The sequence below is a fragment of the Nevskia soli DSM 19509 genome, assembly GCF_000711955.1.
Taxonomy (GTDB): Bacteria; Pseudomonadota; Gammaproteobacteria; order Nevskiales; family Nevskiaceae; genus Nevskia; species Nevskia soli.
In genome coordinates this window covers 46,921-63,845 of the sequence record NZ_JONR01000008.1, presented here as the reverse complement: position 1 = coordinate 63,845, position 16,925 = coordinate 46,921, and the positions used below count along the sequence as shown (strand labels likewise).

The window sequence follows — 16,925 nt, the reverse complement described above, 5'->3', positions numbered from 1 at the left end:
GGATTATTTAGGCATCCAGACGCGTACCAGGGACAGCAGTTTCTCCACGTCCAGCGGCTTGGCGATGTAGTCGTTGGCACCGGCGGCGAGGCATTTCTCCTGGTCGTCGCGCATCGCCTTGGCGGTGAGGGCGATGATCGGCAGGCGCTTCCACTCCGGGTTCTTGCGGATCTCTCGCATGGCGGTGAAGCCGTCCATCTCCGGCATCATGATGTCCATCAGCACCAGGTCGATGGCCTTGTCCGGCTGCGCCGCGCTGCGCGTCAGCGCCTCGATCGCCTCGCGGCCGTTGCGCGCGATCTCGATCTTGGCCCCCTTGGGCTCGAACACGCTGGACAGGGCGAAGATGTTGCGCACATCGTCCTCCACCACCAGGATGCGCCGCCCTTCCATGGTCGATTCGCGCGCGCGCGCCGCCTTGAGCATGCGCTGGCTTTCCGCCGGCAGCTTCGACTCCACCTGGTGGATGAACAGCGTCACCTCGTCGAGCAGGCGCTCGGGCGAGCGCGCATCCTTGATGATGATGGCGCGGGAATAGCGCTGCAGTTTCAGCTCCTCGTCGCGGGTCAGCGAGCGGCCGGTGTAGACGATCACCGGCGGGAACGAGACCTCGTCCTGCCCGGCCATCTTTTCCAGCAGCTCGTAGCCGCTCAGGTCCGGCAGGTTGAGGTCCATCACCACGCAATCGAAGGTGTTGGCCTGCAACTCGACCAGGGCCGCGCCCGCGCTTTCCACCAGGGTGATCTGCACGTCGCCGCTGCCCAGCAGCTGGCGCATGCTCTCGCCCTGGCGCGCGTCGTCCTCCACCACCAGCACGCGCCGCAGCGCCTGCGAGAATTTGGCCTCGAGCCGCTGGAAGGCTTCGACCAGTTGCTCGCGCTTGACCGGCTTGAGGGCATAGCCCACGGCGCCGAGCTCCATCGCTTCCTGCATGTAGTCCGCCACCGAGATCACATGCACCGGGATATGGCGGGTATGGGGATTGCGCTTGAGCTGGTCGAGCACACCGAGGCCGGAGTGATCCGGCAGGTTCATGTCGAGCAGGATGGCGCTGGGACGGTAGCTGCCTGCCGCCACCAGGCCCTCGTTGGCGGTATGCGTCACCACGCACTGGAAGCCCAGTTCGCGGGCGAGGTCGCGCAGGATCATGGCGAAGCGCACATCGTCCTCGATCACCAGCACCAGGCGGCGCTCCGCGTTCAGCTGCTCGCGGTCGTCTTCCGTGGCGGTCGGCATCAGTGCCGGCGCACCCGGCCGCGGCGAGGCGGGCAACGGCGCGTAGTGGCCGGTGCGGTCCGGCGGCGACGGAAGCGAAGCGGGCGCGGGCGCCGCCTCGTCGGCGGCCGGTGCGGCAGCGGCGTAGGTCACCGGCAAAGTCAGGGTGAACACGCTGCCCTCGCCCGGCTTGCTCTGCACGGTGATGTCGCCACCGAGCAGCAAAGCCAGGTCTTTCGAGATGGACAGGCCCAGGCCGGTGCCGCCGTATTTGCGGTGGGTGCTGCCGTCGGCCTGGCGGAAGGCTTCGAAGATGATCTCCTGCTGGTGCGGCGCGATGCCGATGCCGCTGTCGCGCACCGCGAACGACACCGTGCCCGCCCCTCCCGCAAACACGCGCAGGGAGACCGCGCCCTTGTCGGTGAACTTCATCGCGTTGGACAGCAGGTTCTTGAGGATCTGGCCGAGCCGCTGCGCATCGGTTTCCAGCCGCTCCGGCGTGCCCGGCTCGATGGTGATGGTGAAGTCGAGCGCCTTCTGCTCCGCCAGCGGCTGGAAGGTCTTGAGCATCTCGTCGACGGCGCGGGCGATGCGCACCGGCTCGGGCTGCAGCTCCACCTTGCCGGCCTCGATCTTGGACAGGTCGAGGATGTCGTTGATCAGGGTCAGCAGGTCGTTGCCGGCGGAGGAGATGGTCTGCGCGAACTTCACCTGCTCCAGGGTCAGGTTGCCTTCCTTGTTGTCGGCCAGCAGCTTGGCCAGGATCAGCGAGGAATTCAGCGGCGTGCGCAGTTCGTGGCTCATGTTGGCCAGGAACTCGTTCTTGTACTGGTTGGAACGCTCCAGCTCTTCCGCCCGCTGCGTCAACGCCTGCTGCGCCTGGGACAGTTCGTCCTTCTGGCTCTCCAGCATCTGCGCCTGTTCTTCGAGCTGCGAGTTGGTCTGCTCCAGCTCGGCCTGCTGCCCTTCCAGGCGCGCCTGCGATTCCTTCAACGCGTGGCCCTGCTCTTCCAGTTCCTCGTTGCTGACCTTCAGTTCTTCCTGCTGCGCCTGCAGCTCTTCGGCCTGGCGCTGGGTTTCCTCCAGCAATTCTTCCAGGCGCGTGCGGTCCTTGGACGCGCGCACCGCCACGCCGAGCGATTCGGAGACGCGGTCGAGCAGTTCCCGCTCCTCGCTGCGCAGCCGGTGGAAGAAGCCGAGCTCGACCACGGCATGGACCACACCGTCGACGCTGGCCGGCGCCACCAGCAGCTCGCGCGGCTTGCCGCGGCCGACGCCGGATGCGATGGGCAGGTATTCCGCCGGCACCTCGCGGATGTGCAGGGTGCGGTTTTCCTTTGCCGCCTGGCCGAGCAGGCCTTCGCCGGGGCGCAGCACTTCGCTCCCCGCGTCGGGCGGGAGGGCATAGCCGGCGAAACGGCGGAAGCGCCCTCCGCCTTCATTGATATAGACGGCGCCGACCTGGGCATCGAGATAGTCGGCGAGGAAGCCGAGGACGTTTTCGCCCAGCAGGTCGAGGCGCTGCTCGCCCTGCACGCGCAGGCTCAGGCCCATCTGGCCGCTGCGCAGCCAGACCTGGGCTTCGCGCGCGCGGTGGTCGCGCGAGGCCATGCCGGCCGCCACCATGATGAGCAGGAGCAGCAGGCCGGAGCCGCCGGAGGTCACCGCGACGGAGAAGTTGTCGGCCTCACGCCAGGCCTTCTGCCGCTGGTCGAGTTCGCTGCGCTCGGCGCCCTGCATCTCGGCGATGAGTGCGCGGATGCGGTCCATCGCCGCCTTGCCGCGATCGGAGCGGACGATGGCCAGGGCGCCTCCCGCATTGCCCGCCCGCTTCAGGTCGATGGTTTCGCCCAATTCGTTGATCTTGTCGTTGGCGAAGCGCGTCAGCGCATCGAGCCGCTGCAATTGCCCCGGGCTGTCGCCGAGGAGGGCGCGGGTCCTGGCCAGTTCATCGTCGAGCGCGGCCTTGGCGTTGGTGTACGGCGTCAGGTAGGACTCCTCGCCGGTGAGCAGGAAGCCGCGCTGGCCGGTCTCCGCGTCCTTGAGGATGGAGAGCAGGCCGTCCAGTTGCTTCAGCACGCCCAGGGTATTGGTCACCCGGGCGGCGGTGAGGGTGCTGCTCTGCAGCGACTGGTAGGAGAAGAAGGCGATCAGCACCACCGCCAGGATGGCCAGGCCGAAGCCGGCGAGCGTGCCCGGCGGCAGGGGCAGGCCGCCACGGGGGCCGCGGGCGGTGATGGGAGCGGAGAGTGGCGACTGCGTGGTCATCAAGCGTCCTTGTCGATAACACTGTCAGCGAAAACGCGAAAACAACAGCACCTTGCGTCGGCCATGACCGTGGCCGGCGCAAGGATGGATACCATCAGCCGTGCGGATTCCCCCGATCCCCGGTCCACGTTGCGGATCCGCGGGCGCTCCATACCGAGGCGATCCCGCGGAATGCTACTACGGCCGATCGGCTTGGATCGCGGGTTCCGGACTTGGTTCCGGGCACGGAAAAGCGGATTCGGATACCGGGCGCACAGCCTGCGGGGCATGTCCCCAAAATGCCCGCCGCAGCGTGGTTTCCGGAACTCCATGGGGTTTCATCGTTCCAAAAGCAAAGGTCAACAAGGCCGGATTTTGTCGGCCCGCGGCACAGCGAACCTTCATCCGGATCGACAGGCCTGGTATTGGCGCGGTCGGCCGGTGTCACTCACCAGCCACGAGATCGTCTTTTGGAACGGTTCCACCAGCTCGCCGACCTCATCCCCGACGCCATGCTATTGCTGGCGGTGGACGGGACGGTGCATGCCGCCAACCCGGCGGCGGCGGGCTTGCTGGGCCATTCCTGCAACGAACTCACCGGCTGCCGCCTGTCGCAGTTCATCCATTGCGAAGGCGATAGTCTGGCCCGCTCCATCGGCGCGTGGTCGGCTTCGTATGGCTTCGCACCCGACGGTGCGGTATGCAACGGCACCGATGCCCGATTGCTCAGGCTGCGGCTGGAAGGCGCCGCGTATCGGCTGCAACAGGAGGGCTTGCCCGCGCTGGTACTGGTCAGGCTGACTTCCGGCGGTAGTGATGACCATGCCGGAACGCCTGTTCAGGAGATTGGGGAGCACAAGGTTCCGGTGCGCAGCCCGGATGATCGCCAGGATGAATTCCTGGCCATGCTGGGACACGAGCTGCGCAATCCGCTGGCGCCGATCGCCAGCAGCATCCGCGCGCTGGAGCTGTTGCCCGGCCTGCCGCAGCAGGCGCAGATTCCGCTGGCGGCGATGAATCGACAGGTGCGGCACCTGACCCGCCTGGTCGACGACCTGGTCGATGCTTCCCGGGTGACCCGCGGCCGGGTGCGGCTCAACCGCCTGCCGGTGCGCGTGGCCGACCTGATGGCGGCGGCGGCGGAAATCGCCCGGCCAACGGTGAAGGCGCGCGGCCATGCGCTGCTGATTTCCCTGCCGCCGAATTCCCTCTACGTGACGGGAGACATGACGCGGCTGTGCCAGGTCATGGCCAATATCCTGATCAACGCCGCGCAATACACGCCGCCCAATGGCCGCATCGAGTTCGCGGCCGAAGACGGCGGCCGCCAGGTGGAGATCCGCGTTCGCGACAACGGCGCCGGCATTGCCGCCGACCTGCTGCCGCATGTGTTCGAGCTGTTCTCCCAGGGACAGCGCCCGCTGGACCGCTCGCAGGGAGGACTCGGGCTGGGCCTGACCGTGGCCAGGCGGCTGGTCGAACTGCACGGCGGCAGCATCGCTGCGCACAGCGACGGCGTCGGGCGCGGCAGCCTGTTCACGGTACGGCTACCGGCGGCGGCGATGGCGTCGGAGGTAGCGGCGACTCCACCGAAAATCGACGGCCATGCCGACGCCGCGCCGACGACCACGGCAAAAAAGATCCTGGTGGTGGACGACAACCTCGACATTACCGCCAGCTTCGCCATGCTGCTGGAGTTGCAGGGGCACGAGGTGCGCACCGCCAACGACGGCGCCGCGGCCATCGCCCTGTCGAAGGAATTCGGGCCGGAGGTGGTGCTGCTCGACCTCGGGTTGCCGGGGATGGACGGGTTCGAGCTGGCCGGGCACATCGGGGATTTGGCGCTCGAGCCGCCGCCCCTGCTGATCGCGATGACCGGGTATGGGCAGGATGCCGACCGGGAGCGTTCGCTGCAGGCGGGATTCCAGAAATTCCTGGTGAAGCCGGTGGACTTCGAGGCCTTGGAGAAGTTGCTGGCGGCGGCTTGATGCGCCGTGTCGGATCCGCTTCGCTTGATCCGACCTACCTCGGAGTCATCGCCGTTTTTCATCATGCGTGCCATGCGTGCCAAGGGTTTTTGTTGGCACGCATGCGGTGAGCGTGTACTTGGCGCAGCGGTTGCCGGCCCCGCCTGAAGCGTGGAGAAAGGGCGGAGCGCCGGTTGGCACTCCGCCCCTCCTGCCGCGGTTCGGCCGCACAGCCACCACAGTCGCTATCAGAGCCTTACCGCTCAACCGCAACCACTACAGCGACCACTGTGAACCGCGGTTACCGCCTGGTGAGGCCGGCATTCATCGCCGCTGCTAGTTGCTGCCGCTCTTGGGCGGCGGCGTGGTGTAGCTCAGGACGGTGTCGATCGAGCCATCTTTGCCCTGGTTGTTGACGGAGCGGGTGAAGGAGCCGCCCAGCGGACCGGTCGTGGTCTTCGGGTCGAGCGTGGTTTCCTTGCCGTAGCCCTTGCCCTTGTATTCCAGGGTGCTGGAGAGCTGGCCTTTCTGCGGCACGCTGTAATCGGCGGCCAGGCTGGTCACCTGCCTGGTCGAGTCCGGGTCGATATCGAGCTGGGTGGAGACCTTGGCCCGTCCGCCGCTGTCACCCTTGCCGTCATTCTGCGTATAGGTGGTGAGCTTGCCGATGGCCGGCAGGTTGATGATCCTGGTGGTGCCATCGGCCTGCTTGCCGAAGCTCGGCACGGTCAGCGAGCTTTCCAGGGAAAGCGGAGGCAGCGGCAGGTCCGGGACGTTGGCCGCCGCGGCGTTGCTGCTGCTGGCCGCCTTGGCGCCGGCCAGCAGTGGGTGGGCCGTACCGGCAGCCATGGCGGGAGCAGTACAAAGGCCAAGTGTCGTAATCAGTAGCAGCTTTTTCATCGGTTTCATGGTTACTCTTCCTTGAGATTGGTTTCTCTTCCGTGAGCTGGATTGGGGAATCCAAAGAGACTCCGCACCGGTCCTGGGGGAGAAGCTGGTCCCTTCACTATTGCGACTATCCGTTTTCCGGCGAAGTTCAGACGGTTTCACCGACGGCAGGGCCGGCCTCTACCGGCCGGCGCGGGCGGGGAACCTGCCGCGGATCAGCGGAGTCCAACCGGTGCAACACACCGCAGCGCAGGCCTGATCCCTTGATCGGGCTCGGGCCGGATCAAGGAAGATTTCAGTTCAGGGAGCTTGTCCATGCCGCAGATCATTCGTGCGCGTATACGTACGCGCGCCATTCAGCCGTACTCGGTCTGAGGCGCACTCCACATGGCCATCGCCCTGCCTCCCCCGATCACCCCCCAGCCGGAACCTCTCGAGGAAATCCGCGCGTACTCGCCTTACGAAGTGCTGCTTGATTTCCGCGGCGTGCGTGTGCACCTGTCGGGACCGCTGATCCAGGCCGGCGTGGTCAGTCGGGAACGCCTGCAAAAGCAGATCTCGCTGGCGGAGACGCCGTCGGAAGCGGTTCGCGATATCGGCTATCTGCATTACATGGCGGGTTATCCGGCGACGTTGGTGAGCTATGCGGTATCGGGCGACAAGGATCTGTACGTGCGGGTGACTTCGGGCCATGTGCGCTCGGTGCGGGGGCCGCCCGCCATCGCCGGCTATTTCGAGAACCTGGTCAACACCAGCTGGCTGGCGGCGAGCGACCTGGAACACGACCGCACCCTGGCCGATGCCTTGAGCGAGCGCGGCGGGCGGAGCTTCAAGCCCGAGCTGCGCCCGATCGGCGGCGAAGCAGTGGTGCTCGACCTGGGCGAGCCGGCCGATACGGGGCACCAGACGGTGGCCGTGGGCGAATTCAGCAATTACGGCAACCGCTATGCCGGCCCTTACCTGGCCGATGCGGGCCTGCGCCACTCGTTCTCCAGCGGCGACGAGCTGAGCGTGGCCGGTGCCGTCAGCACGCGCTTTCTCGGGCTGGGCGGCTCGCACTCGGAGCCTTATCACGAAGGCGACCTGGGCTGGTCGCGCGTCACCCCCTTCGGCGTGTTCGGGCTGCAAGGGCGTTACGCGGATTTCCAGCAGCACGTCGAAGGCGGCGTGCTGGACGGCAAGCTCGACTCGGCGGCGCTGAGCTGGCTGGTGCCGCTGTATGCCGACTTCCAGCACCGGCTGAATTTCACCGGCACGCTCGATCACTCCGACCAGACCATCAAGGTCCAGGCGGACGATACGCGGCTGCTGTCGGAACGCTATTTCAGCGTCGGCGCCGACCTGAGCTACCTGCACCGCATCGAGCACGATCAGCAGCGCGCCGAGATCCGCTTCGGGCTGGGCATGCGGCACGGGCTGGGGCAGGCGTCCTCGACCGAGACGGCGGCCAGCCAGGATTACGTGCTGGTGCGGCCTTCGTTCAGCGTGCGCTATTCCATCAATCCGCACTGGACCTTCGCCGGCGAAGGCAACTTCCAGCTCAGCGGCAGCACGCTGCCGCAGCAGGAGCAGTTCGTCATCGGCGGCCCCGGCACCCTGCACGCTTATGAGACGGGTGTCGGCGTCGGCGACCGCGGCGGCAACCTGCGTCTGAGCACGGAGTGGAAGGACACGGGCGATTCATGGATCGCGCGCCATCAGCTGAAGCCGCGCCTGTTCGCCGAATACGGCACCGCGATCAGCTCGCACGGCGCGCCGGACGGCTCGACCGCGCGGGTGGCGCTGGCGGACGTGGGTGCCGACGTGGAAATGCACCTGACGCAGTGGCTGGCCGGTACGCTCTCGGTGGCGCAATCGGTTTACGACCATGGCGGCGAGAACAGCCCGGACGGGCTGGCGAAGAAATATGTGTTCTTCCAGCTCGCGGCCAAATACTGAGATAAGGCACCGGACCCGGGCTTTCGCCGGGGTGACGATCGAATCCAGGTTTCCTAGCGAATGTCGGCGGCGGTGATACGGCTGTCGGACTTGAAGGCGCCGGTTTCGGCAGCAGTGGCTGGTGCTAAATCGATAGCCGAACGCTATGGGAGTAAAGCTATTGCCTGTCTCCGGCAGTGGGCGCTCATGGTCGAAGACATGACCATGAGCAAGCTTTCGGACAAACGGCGGCCGCTTACAGGCCGAGCCATCAGGAATTCTGAAGATACTTGCCCGAGCTTGAGGACACGCCGCAAAGTCGGGTAGCAGGATCGCAGCTGGCAATGCGGAATCTGAAGGTCTCCATGTTAAACGACCAAGGAGCAGGTGGTGCGCTGGAGGCTCTTTGGCCGTGCTGCGGCGGCGGATGTGACTGGTTGACCTGCGTCAATGCGGCAGCTCGGATAGCACGTATCCTTATCCAAAGGAGCGGCTTGGCCGGAGGGGCCGTTGTCGCGGAGCATGCTGTGAGATTTTGCAGGCGGCCCGCGAGTGCTGGAGTGTATTTATGACGAGTATCCGCCGTCCCCGGCCTTCCATCCGCCGCGCGCTATCCGCCGGACCTGGGCTTCGCGCGCGCAAGGCGGCGGAACAGGCGCTTCAATCTTCCGAACTGCGCTACCGGCGCCTGTTCGAAGCCGCGCAGGACGGCATCCTGATACTCGACGGCCAGACCGGCGCGATCGTCGATGTCAATCCGTTCCTGACCGGTCGCCTTGGCTTCAGCCGGAAAGAGCTGCTGGGCAAGCGGCTGTGGGAGATCGGCCTGTTCAAGGACCAGGAATCCTCGAAGGAGGCGTTTGCCGAACTCGCATCCCATGGCTATGTCCGCTACGACGACCTGAAGCTCCGGTGCAAAGACGGCAGTGCGCTGGCGGTCGAGTTCGTCAGCAACGCCTACGACGTCGCAGGGGACCGCGTCTACCAGTGCAACATCCGCGATATCAGCGGGCGGCGCAAGATCGAGCAGGCGCTGAAAGAAAGCGAGCAGCGCCTGCGCAGCCTCGTCGCGAACGTCTCGGAAGTCATCGGCATCATCGGTGCGGATGGCACGATCATTTATATCAGCCCCGCAATCCGGGCGGTGGGAGGTTATGAGCCGCAGGAAGTGACAGGACACGACCTTCTCGAAGTGGTACACCCGGACGACCGGGCGGCGGCCCGAAGCGCCATATCCACGCTCGCCGTCCGGCCGGGCGAGATGCTGCGCTTCGAACTGCGCCTCCTGCGCAAGGACGGAACGGCCCGCGATATGGAAACCGTGGCGCGGAACCTGCTGGATACGCCCGGCACCAACGGCTTTGTCTTGAGCTCGCGCGACGTCACCGAGAGTAACAAAGCCCAGCGCGACCTGCGGGCGGCGCACGAGCGCCTGCAATCCGCGACCGAAGGCGCCGGGGTCGGCGTGTGGGAGGCCGATCTGCGGACCCGGAAATTGATCTGGGACCCGGGGATGCGGCAGCTTTACGCCCTGCCCGACACCGAGCCGGATCCGGACATTCCGGCGTGGTTCAACCATGTCCATCCGCAGGACCAAGCCAGGTTTCGGGCAAAGGTGCTTGAAGTGCTGGAGGGCAGATCGGATCGTTTCGACGAGGACTTTCGCATTCGCCTGCCTGACGGCGCCGTGCGCTGGCTTCGAGGCCATGGCAAGGTGACCCGGAATCAGAACGGCGCGCCACTGCGCGCCAGCGGTATCAGCCTCGACATCACGGAACGCAAGCAGGCGGAGCAAGCGATCCGGGATGCATTGAGCGAACTGCACGAAGCGCAACGCGTGGCGCACTTCGGCAGTTGGCGCCTGGACAGCGCCACCCAGCAGGTTACATGGACGGACGAGATTTTCGAAATGTTCGGCATGGCGCCCCGGGCGGCCGCGCCTACGTACGCCGAGCAACAGCGGCTTTACACCAAAGAAAGCTTCGAACGCATGGCCGCGGCTCTGCGCCGGGCGGAGGAAGAGGACATTCCGTACGAACTCGACCTAGAGACGGTGCGTGCCGACGGCAGCAACGGCTGGGTGCTTGCACGCGGCAAGGCGGTACGGGACGACAAAGGGCGGATGGTCGGCATGCGCGGCACGGCGCTCGACATCAGCCGACGCAAGCATACCGAGCAGGCGCTCGCCCAGAGCCATGCGCGGTTCCGCGCCCTCACCGAGAATTCGAGCGACCTCATCGTCGTGCTGGACGCCGAAGGGATCGTGCGCTACGCGAGTCCTTCCCTGACACGCATTGGCGGCTATGGGCCCGACGAGATCGTGGGCCGCAGGTTCAGCGAAATCATGCACCCCGACGACGTCGGCAGGATGCTGGAAGACCTCGGCACGATGGTGGCGCAGCCGGGCGACGAGGTGCACACCACCGAGTCGCGCTACAAGCACAAGGACGGCCATTGGATCTGGCTCGCGAGCGTAGCGAAGAACGCCCTGGCCGATCCGGCCGTCAACGGGATCGTCCTGAATGCGCGGGACGTCACCGAGCGCAAGGAGAACGAGTCCGTATTGCTGTGGAAAAATGCCTTCCTGCAGGCGCTCGCGGAGTCGACCCTCGAGGGCATCCTGGTTGTGGATGCCAACGGCCACAAGATCTTCCAGAATCAACGCTGCGTAGAACTTTGGAAGATTCCGCCGGAATTGGCGGACGCCACCGACGACACGCGCCAAGTCGCGTACGTCATGAATGCAACCGTCGATCCCGAGGCTTTCGCGGAGGGCGTGCGTGATCTTTACACGCACCCACAGGAAAAGAGCCTTATGGAAATCCGGTTGAAGGACGGCACCATCCTCGACCGCTACTCGGCGCCGGTAGTGGACGCCGACGGCCACTGCTACGGCCGTATCTGGTCGTTCCGCGACGTCACCGAGTCCAGGCGCGCGGACAAGAAGATCCGGCGCCTGAACCGGGTCTACGCCGTGCTCAGCAGCATCAATGGCCTAATTGTGCGCATTCGCGATCCCATCGAGCTGTTTCGCGAGGCCTCGCGTATCGCCGTGGAAGCGGGCGGCTTCGTCATGGCCTGGGCCGGGCGCGTGGACCGCGAGACGAAGCTGGTGCGCCCCGAAGGCTGGGCAGGCGCGGATGTGCGCGGTTTTCTCGACGCAATCCCGGCTGACAGGCTGGCAACGGTGGCCGGAAACACCGGGCTGCCGGGACGCGCGGTCTACGAAAAACGTCCATTGATCTCGAACGACGTCCTCAACGACCCTCAGCGGAGCATGCGCAAAGAGCTCGCAGAGCGCGGTGTCAAATCGCTCGCCATGCTGCCGCTCCTGCAGGGAGGCCAGGCGCTCGGCGTAGTGGCGTTGTATGCCGCCGAACCAGGGGCTTTCGATGACGAGGAGCTGCGCCTGCTGGTCGAGCTGGCCGGGAACGTGTCGTTCGCCCTCGACTACATGTCGAAGGCCGACAAGGTCGCCTATCTCGCCTACTACGATGTACAGACCGGGCTGCCCAACCGCGCGCTGTTCGTCGAGCGTTTGCAGCAGTACCTCCGGCACGCCGCCGCGATCGGCGAACGCTCCGCACTGGTGCTCATCGATGTACAGCGTTTCCACAACGTCAACGAAACCTTCGGTCGCCAGGTCGGCGACATGGTGCTGAAGGAGCTGGCCGGGCGCCTCGCGGCAAGCGCAGGCGAGGAATCGAGCCCCGCACGCATCGGCACGGACGTATTCGCATTCGTCGCGAAGAACATTGCAGATGCGAGTGGGGCGATGGAGAAAGCGAAACGGAGCCTTGATGCGTGTTTTGCCAAGCCGCTCGTCGTGGAACGCAACGAGCTGCGCCTAGTGGGGCGCACGGGAATCGCCGTGTTCCCGAACGATGCCGCGGACGCCGAGGGCCTTCTCCGCAATGCGGAGGCCGCGCTCGGGAAGGCGAGGGAGGAAGGCGTGGAAGCCCTGTTCTACTCGCCGGAGATGAACGCGCATGTCTCCGAGAAGCTGAACCTGGAAAGTCAGCTGCGGCGCGCCGTCGATGCCGAGGAGTTCGTGCTGCACTATCAGCCCAAGGTCGACACCGTTACCGGAGCGGTGACGTCCCTCGAGGCGCTGATCCGTTGGCAGCGCCCCGACGGAGAACTGCTGCTGCCGCTGCACTTCATCCCGCTGCTGGAGGAAACGGGGCTGATTCTCCCCGTGGGCGAATGGGCGCTGCGCGAAGCCGCTCGCCAGCACGCGGTATGGCGCAGCGCCGGGCTCCCGGCACCGCGCATCGCCGTGAACGTGTCGGCGCTCCAGCTGCGCAGCAAGGACTTCGTCGCGAGGCTTCGCGCGGCGCTGGGCCCGACGCCGGTTGCAGAGTGCGGGCTCGACCTGGAAATCACCGAAAGCGTGATCATGCGGGACGTCCAAGACAACATCGAAAAGCTCTCCGCCGCAAAGAGGCTCGGCATGCGGATCGTCGTCGACGACTTCGGCACCGGCTATTCGTCGCTGCGCTACATCAGCAAGCTCCCGCTCGACGCGTTGAAAGTCGACCATTCCTTCATCGTCGACATGACGAGCAGCCCGGAGGACATGAGCATCGTCACGAGCATCATCGCGCTCGGCCGCGACCTCGGTCTGCTCACCATCGCCGAGGGCATCGAAACCGAGGAGCAGGCCAGGCTCATGCGTCTGCTCAAGTGCGACGAGATGCAGGGCTTCCTTTTCAGCAAGGCACTACCGGCATCGGAGGTCCAGGCGTTCCTCAATAAGTCGATGGCCTCGAAATGGACCGGCTCCGGGCCGGCTTCAACATGAGCGCCATGCGTCGGCCGTCCCTGGGACCTGTGCTGGACAGCGGCTCCGCCCGCGGGTGGGCTGACCTTGGCGCCATCCGCGCTCTGGAAAAGGACCGGTGTTCGGCCGGACATTCGGTGCGGAAGCATGGGGTGATGGAGGCTTCAGCCATGTCGAAGAAAAGGGGTGGACGGAACTTGTCCAACGCCGATCCATTCGCCGCGCAGGCTGCGACCCAGCACCGCGGCCTGGTCGGCATTGGCCTGATTTCCTTGCTTGGCATTGCGGCGTCGTTGTGGGGATCCCCAGCGCCGGCCGCGGAGAATGAAGGCGCGGTTCGGGCCGTGCAGTTCAACGGCTTCGGAACCGTGGGCTCGCTAGCATCGGAGATCACCCAGCCCTGGCATTTTCGTCGCGATTCGGACCAGCCCAACGACGCGGGCGGATATGCCAATATGCTGATCGACTCGCGTATCGGGCTGCAAGCCAACTATATGCCCTCGCCACAATGGGAACTGCTGGGACAAGTCGTAGCCAAGCAGCGTGAACAGGACACCCCGGTGTCCGACATGCTGCAGTGGGCCTTTGTTTCTTACGAGCCGGCAGCGGATTTGAAGATCCGCCTGGGGCGGACCAGTCCGGACGTTTTCCTGCTTGCGGACTACCGCGACGTGGGCTTCGCCTATCCCTGGGTCCGCCCCAGCGTGGAATTCTACGGCTGGTTCCCGATGCATTCCATCGACGGTATCGACCTGACCAAGATCTGGGCAGGGGGCGCGGCGACTTGGCGAGCCAAAGCGCTGTATGGCTACGCCGGATCAACCCTGCCTTCGCCGCCAGGCGACGACCCGATCAAATTGCGCGCCCAGGACTTCACCGGTGTGACGGTGTCACGCGAATCCAACGGCTTTACGGCCAAACTGAGTTACGCAATCTCACGGGTGAGCGTTTCGCGATCCGCCCAGGCCAACCAGGCGATCCAGGCCTTGAGCCCGATCGAGATGCTGGCACCGCAGCTGCCGGCGCAGGTAGTGGCGGAAGAGCGGCAGCTGGTTCAGCAGGAGGCTCCAACGGGAGCCTGGTCGCGTTACTTCGGCCTGGCCCTGGCCTATGATCACAACCCCTGGACGGCCCAAGCCGAAGCCAGCTACGTCAGCGGCGACATCTTTCCGGAGCACGCCATCCGGAGCTACGCCAGCCTGGGGTATCGAATCCGGTCGTTCACGCCCTTCGTCATGGCCAGCCGCGTCTGGCCGCGCAGCCGGCCGTTGAGCGCCCCCACCGATTGGGCGGCTGCGCTGACGCCGCTGATCGGAGCGCCCGACGCGCAAGCGCTCCAGCAGGTCGGAACGCTCTCAGCCATAGACATCAACGCAACCTTGCAGAACCAGCGCTCCGTGGCGCTGGGCCTGCGCTGGGATTTCAGCGCGCGAACGGCGCTGAAGCTGCAATGGGATTACTACCACGTCTACGCCAACGGCGCCGGGCTGTGGGGCGATGGCACGACGGCTGCGGCATACGCCAATATCTTTTCGGCCACGATCGACTTCGTCTTCTGACCGTGCCCTCCCTGACGAACACACTGATCGCCGGGTTGCTGACATTGGGCAGTGCCTGCGCGCGGGCGGACATCTATGTCATCGTCAACAAATCCAGTCCGGTGCACAGTCTGAAGCAACAGGAAGTGCAGGACCTGTACATGGGGCATACCCACAGTTTCTCCAACGGAGACTATGCGCTGTGTTTCGATCTGCCGCGCGACGGCGTCGCATATGCGGCGTTCTACCGCACATTGACGGGGATGTCGGCAGCGCAGCTCGGCAGCTACTGGGCACGCCTGATGTTCACCGGACAGACGCTGCCGCCGCAGCACCTGCCCAGCGAAGACGAAATGCTGGCCGTCGTCGGCCGCAACCCGAGCGCGATCGGTTATCTCAGCCGGCAGCCGACCGACCAGAATGTTCGTGTTGTCCTGGTGCTGAAGACACCGGATTGATATGGCGCTCAACCTCCCATTCCGCAGCCTGCAGGCGCGATTCACGCTGCTGATCGTCCTGGCTGCGGCGCTGTTCGCCGCCATTGCCGCGCCGTTGATCTACACCATCGTCCATGACCGCGCCATCGCCAATGATCGCGTACTGCTCGGCGACCTGGTCAACGCGGTTGAGACGACCGCCGCCGTTGCCGCCTACACCTCGGACCAGCTGCTTCTGCAGGACGTAGTGGACGGTCTGGGGCGAAACAGCCTGGTCTCAAGGGTCGAAATCAAAACATCGGCCGGCACTGTCGCCAGCCACGGTGAACCGTCGGGCCGCGGCGCCCCCCCGGCGGTTGTGGTGGAGCGCGAGCTCACCTCCCCATTCGCCGCAAACCAGCCGGTCGGCTCGCTGCGCATCGAAGCGAACCGGGCCGAGCTGGAAGCAAGCGCACGACACGAAGCGCTGACCCTGGTCGCATTCATGGCATCTATGGTGGTGATGATCTCCGTCATCCTCTACGCCACTGCCCAGTTCTATATTTCCCGGCCGATCGTCAAACTGGCGAATGAGTTGCACAGGATGAGTCCGGGAACTTCCATGCGGTTGCTGGTTCCGGCAAGCCACGCCGACGACGAGATCGGAACCCTGGTGAGCGGAGCCAACGCGGTGCTGAATTCAAACGAGATCGCGCTGCAGCAGGAACGCCGGCTCCGCGAAGAAGTGACCGCCATGGAGGCACAGTACCGAAAGATCTTCGATTCCACCAGCGCCGGCATTTTCGTGCTGGATCGACAGGGCCGCCTGATCAATGCCAATCCCACCGTACTCAAGATCATCGGCACCCCGGCCGGCGAGTTCAAGAAGTTGCAGAACGAGGACTTCATCCGGCGCGTGTTTGCCCGCCCGAATCGGGCGCGAAACATGATCGAACAATCGGCGCGCAGCGGCCAGACTGTTTCGGCCGATCTCGAGTTGCTGCAGAGTGACGCCGCGCCCGCGCACTGGGTGCACTGCCTGATCTCGGTTCAAGGAGAACGTGAGCGGAACGCCGACGCGGAACATACCGACACCACCGAAGGCGTTATCTACGACATCACGGAACGCAGGCGCCAGGAGGACTTGGTGCAACACCAGGCGGAGCACGACACGCTGACCGGTCTGGCGAATCGCGCGGCCACGGAAGCGGCCATCGAACATGCCTTGAACACCGCCAAGGCGCACGACTACAAGCTCACCCTGCTGTACGTCGATCTGGACGGCTTCAAGAGCGTCAACGACACGCGCGGCCATCAGGCCGGCGACATCGTGCTGCAGGAATGTGCGCGCCGCATGCAGGCCACCGTGCGCTCATCGGACCTGGTCGGGCGCATCGGCGGCGACGAATTCATAGTCATGCTCAACAGATGCGGTGTCGAGGATCAAGTCGCGAGCGAAATCGCCGCAAAACTGCTGGCGGTGGTAAGTCAGCCGATTGAGCTGGGCGCTGGACAATCGGTGCAACTCGGCTGCAGCATCGGCATCGCCGGCTTTCCACACCACGGCGACTCATCAGCGGGACTCATTATCGCAGCCGACGCCGCCATGTATGCGGTGAAGCGCAACGGCAAAAACGCCTTTGCGGTGGCTGTGTAGAGTTCGTTGTCCCTTTCCAGGCCAAACACCCACCCCCGATGCGGCGGTTGGTGTATGAATCCACGCGGATTGCAAACTGCACACGTTCGTTGAGGACTATGCGCATAGGAATGTTCGGAGACTCTACTGGGCACAGTTCGAGACCCATGTTCCGTCCAGGCGAACCCAGTCCGACGGGCACGCGCAGAGCGGATGGCTGGGCTGTGGGAAGCCCTAAAAGTCGAGGAGATACTTAGAGCCTGTAACAGAATGAATCGCGCCTGCGACGGCGGTCATTTTTGCGCAGTGCAAGTCGGA

Annotated in this window: 8 protein-coding genes; 6 read left to right on the top strand and 2 right to left on the bottom strand. The window is 65.1% G+C overall.

Annotated features, from left to right (window positions below; all coding sequences use genetic code 11):
- Positions 1-3 precede the first annotated feature (3 nt).
- Positions 4-3,483, bottom strand: coding sequence for a response regulator (locus tag BP26_RS0104705; protein WP_029919423.1), 3,480 nt, complete (start codon positions 3,481-3,483; stop codon positions 4-6).
- A 449-nt stretch (positions 3,484-3,932) separates the two neighbouring features.
- Here BP26_RS0104705 and BP26_RS30845 point away from each other — a divergent pair, with 449 nt between their 5' ends.
- Positions 3,933-5,450, top strand: a complete 1,518-nt coding sequence (locus BP26_RS30845) for an ATP-binding protein (protein WP_051748314.1) — start codon at positions 3,933-3,935, stop codon at positions 5,448-5,450.
- Between the two features lie 315 nt (positions 5,451-5,765).
- Here the strand turns inward: BP26_RS30845 and BP26_RS0104690 are convergent, their stop codons facing one another.
- Complete coding sequence (locus BP26_RS0104690) at positions 5,766-6,338, bottom strand: hypothetical protein (RefSeq protein WP_157572361.1); 573 nt, start codon at positions 6,336-6,338, stop codon at positions 5,766-5,768.
- A 366-nt stretch (positions 6,339-6,704) separates the two neighbouring features.
- On the opposite strand from BP26_RS0104690, the gene BP26_RS0104685 reads away from it, so the two are divergent.
- The 5 genes from BP26_RS0104685 (at position 6,705) to BP26_RS0104665 (ending at position 16,628) form a co-directional block, all read left to right on the top strand.
- Positions 6,705-8,255: a ShlB/FhaC/HecB family hemolysin secretion/activation protein gene (locus BP26_RS0104685; RefSeq protein ID WP_029919420.1), complete on the top strand. Its 1,551-nt coding sequence runs from the start codon at positions 6,705-6,707 to the stop codon at positions 8,253-8,255.
- Positions 8,256-8,802: 547 nt separating this feature from the next.
- Positions 8,803-13,038 (top strand): PAS domain S-box protein, encoded by a 4,236-nt coding sequence (locus BP26_RS27320; protein ID WP_051748313.1) that lies wholly within the window; start codon positions 8,803-8,805, stop codon positions 13,036-13,038.
- Positions 13,039-13,187: 149 nt separating this feature from the next.
- Positions 13,188-14,576, top strand: a complete 1,389-nt coding sequence (locus BP26_RS0104675; protein WP_157572360.1) for a hypothetical protein — start codon at positions 13,188-13,190, stop codon at positions 14,574-14,576.
- A 2-nt stretch (positions 14,577-14,578) separates the two neighbouring features.
- Complete coding sequence (locus tag BP26_RS0104670) at positions 14,579-15,013, top strand: hypothetical protein (RefSeq protein WP_157572359.1); 435 nt, start codon at positions 14,579-14,581, stop codon at positions 15,011-15,013.
- A 1-nt stretch (position 15,014) separates the two neighbouring features.
- Positions 15,015-16,628: a sensor domain-containing diguanylate cyclase gene (locus BP26_RS0104665; protein ID WP_029919416.1), complete on the top strand. Its 1,614-nt coding sequence runs from the start codon at positions 15,015-15,017 to the stop codon at positions 16,626-16,628.
- Positions 16,629-16,925 lie beyond the last annotated feature (297 nt).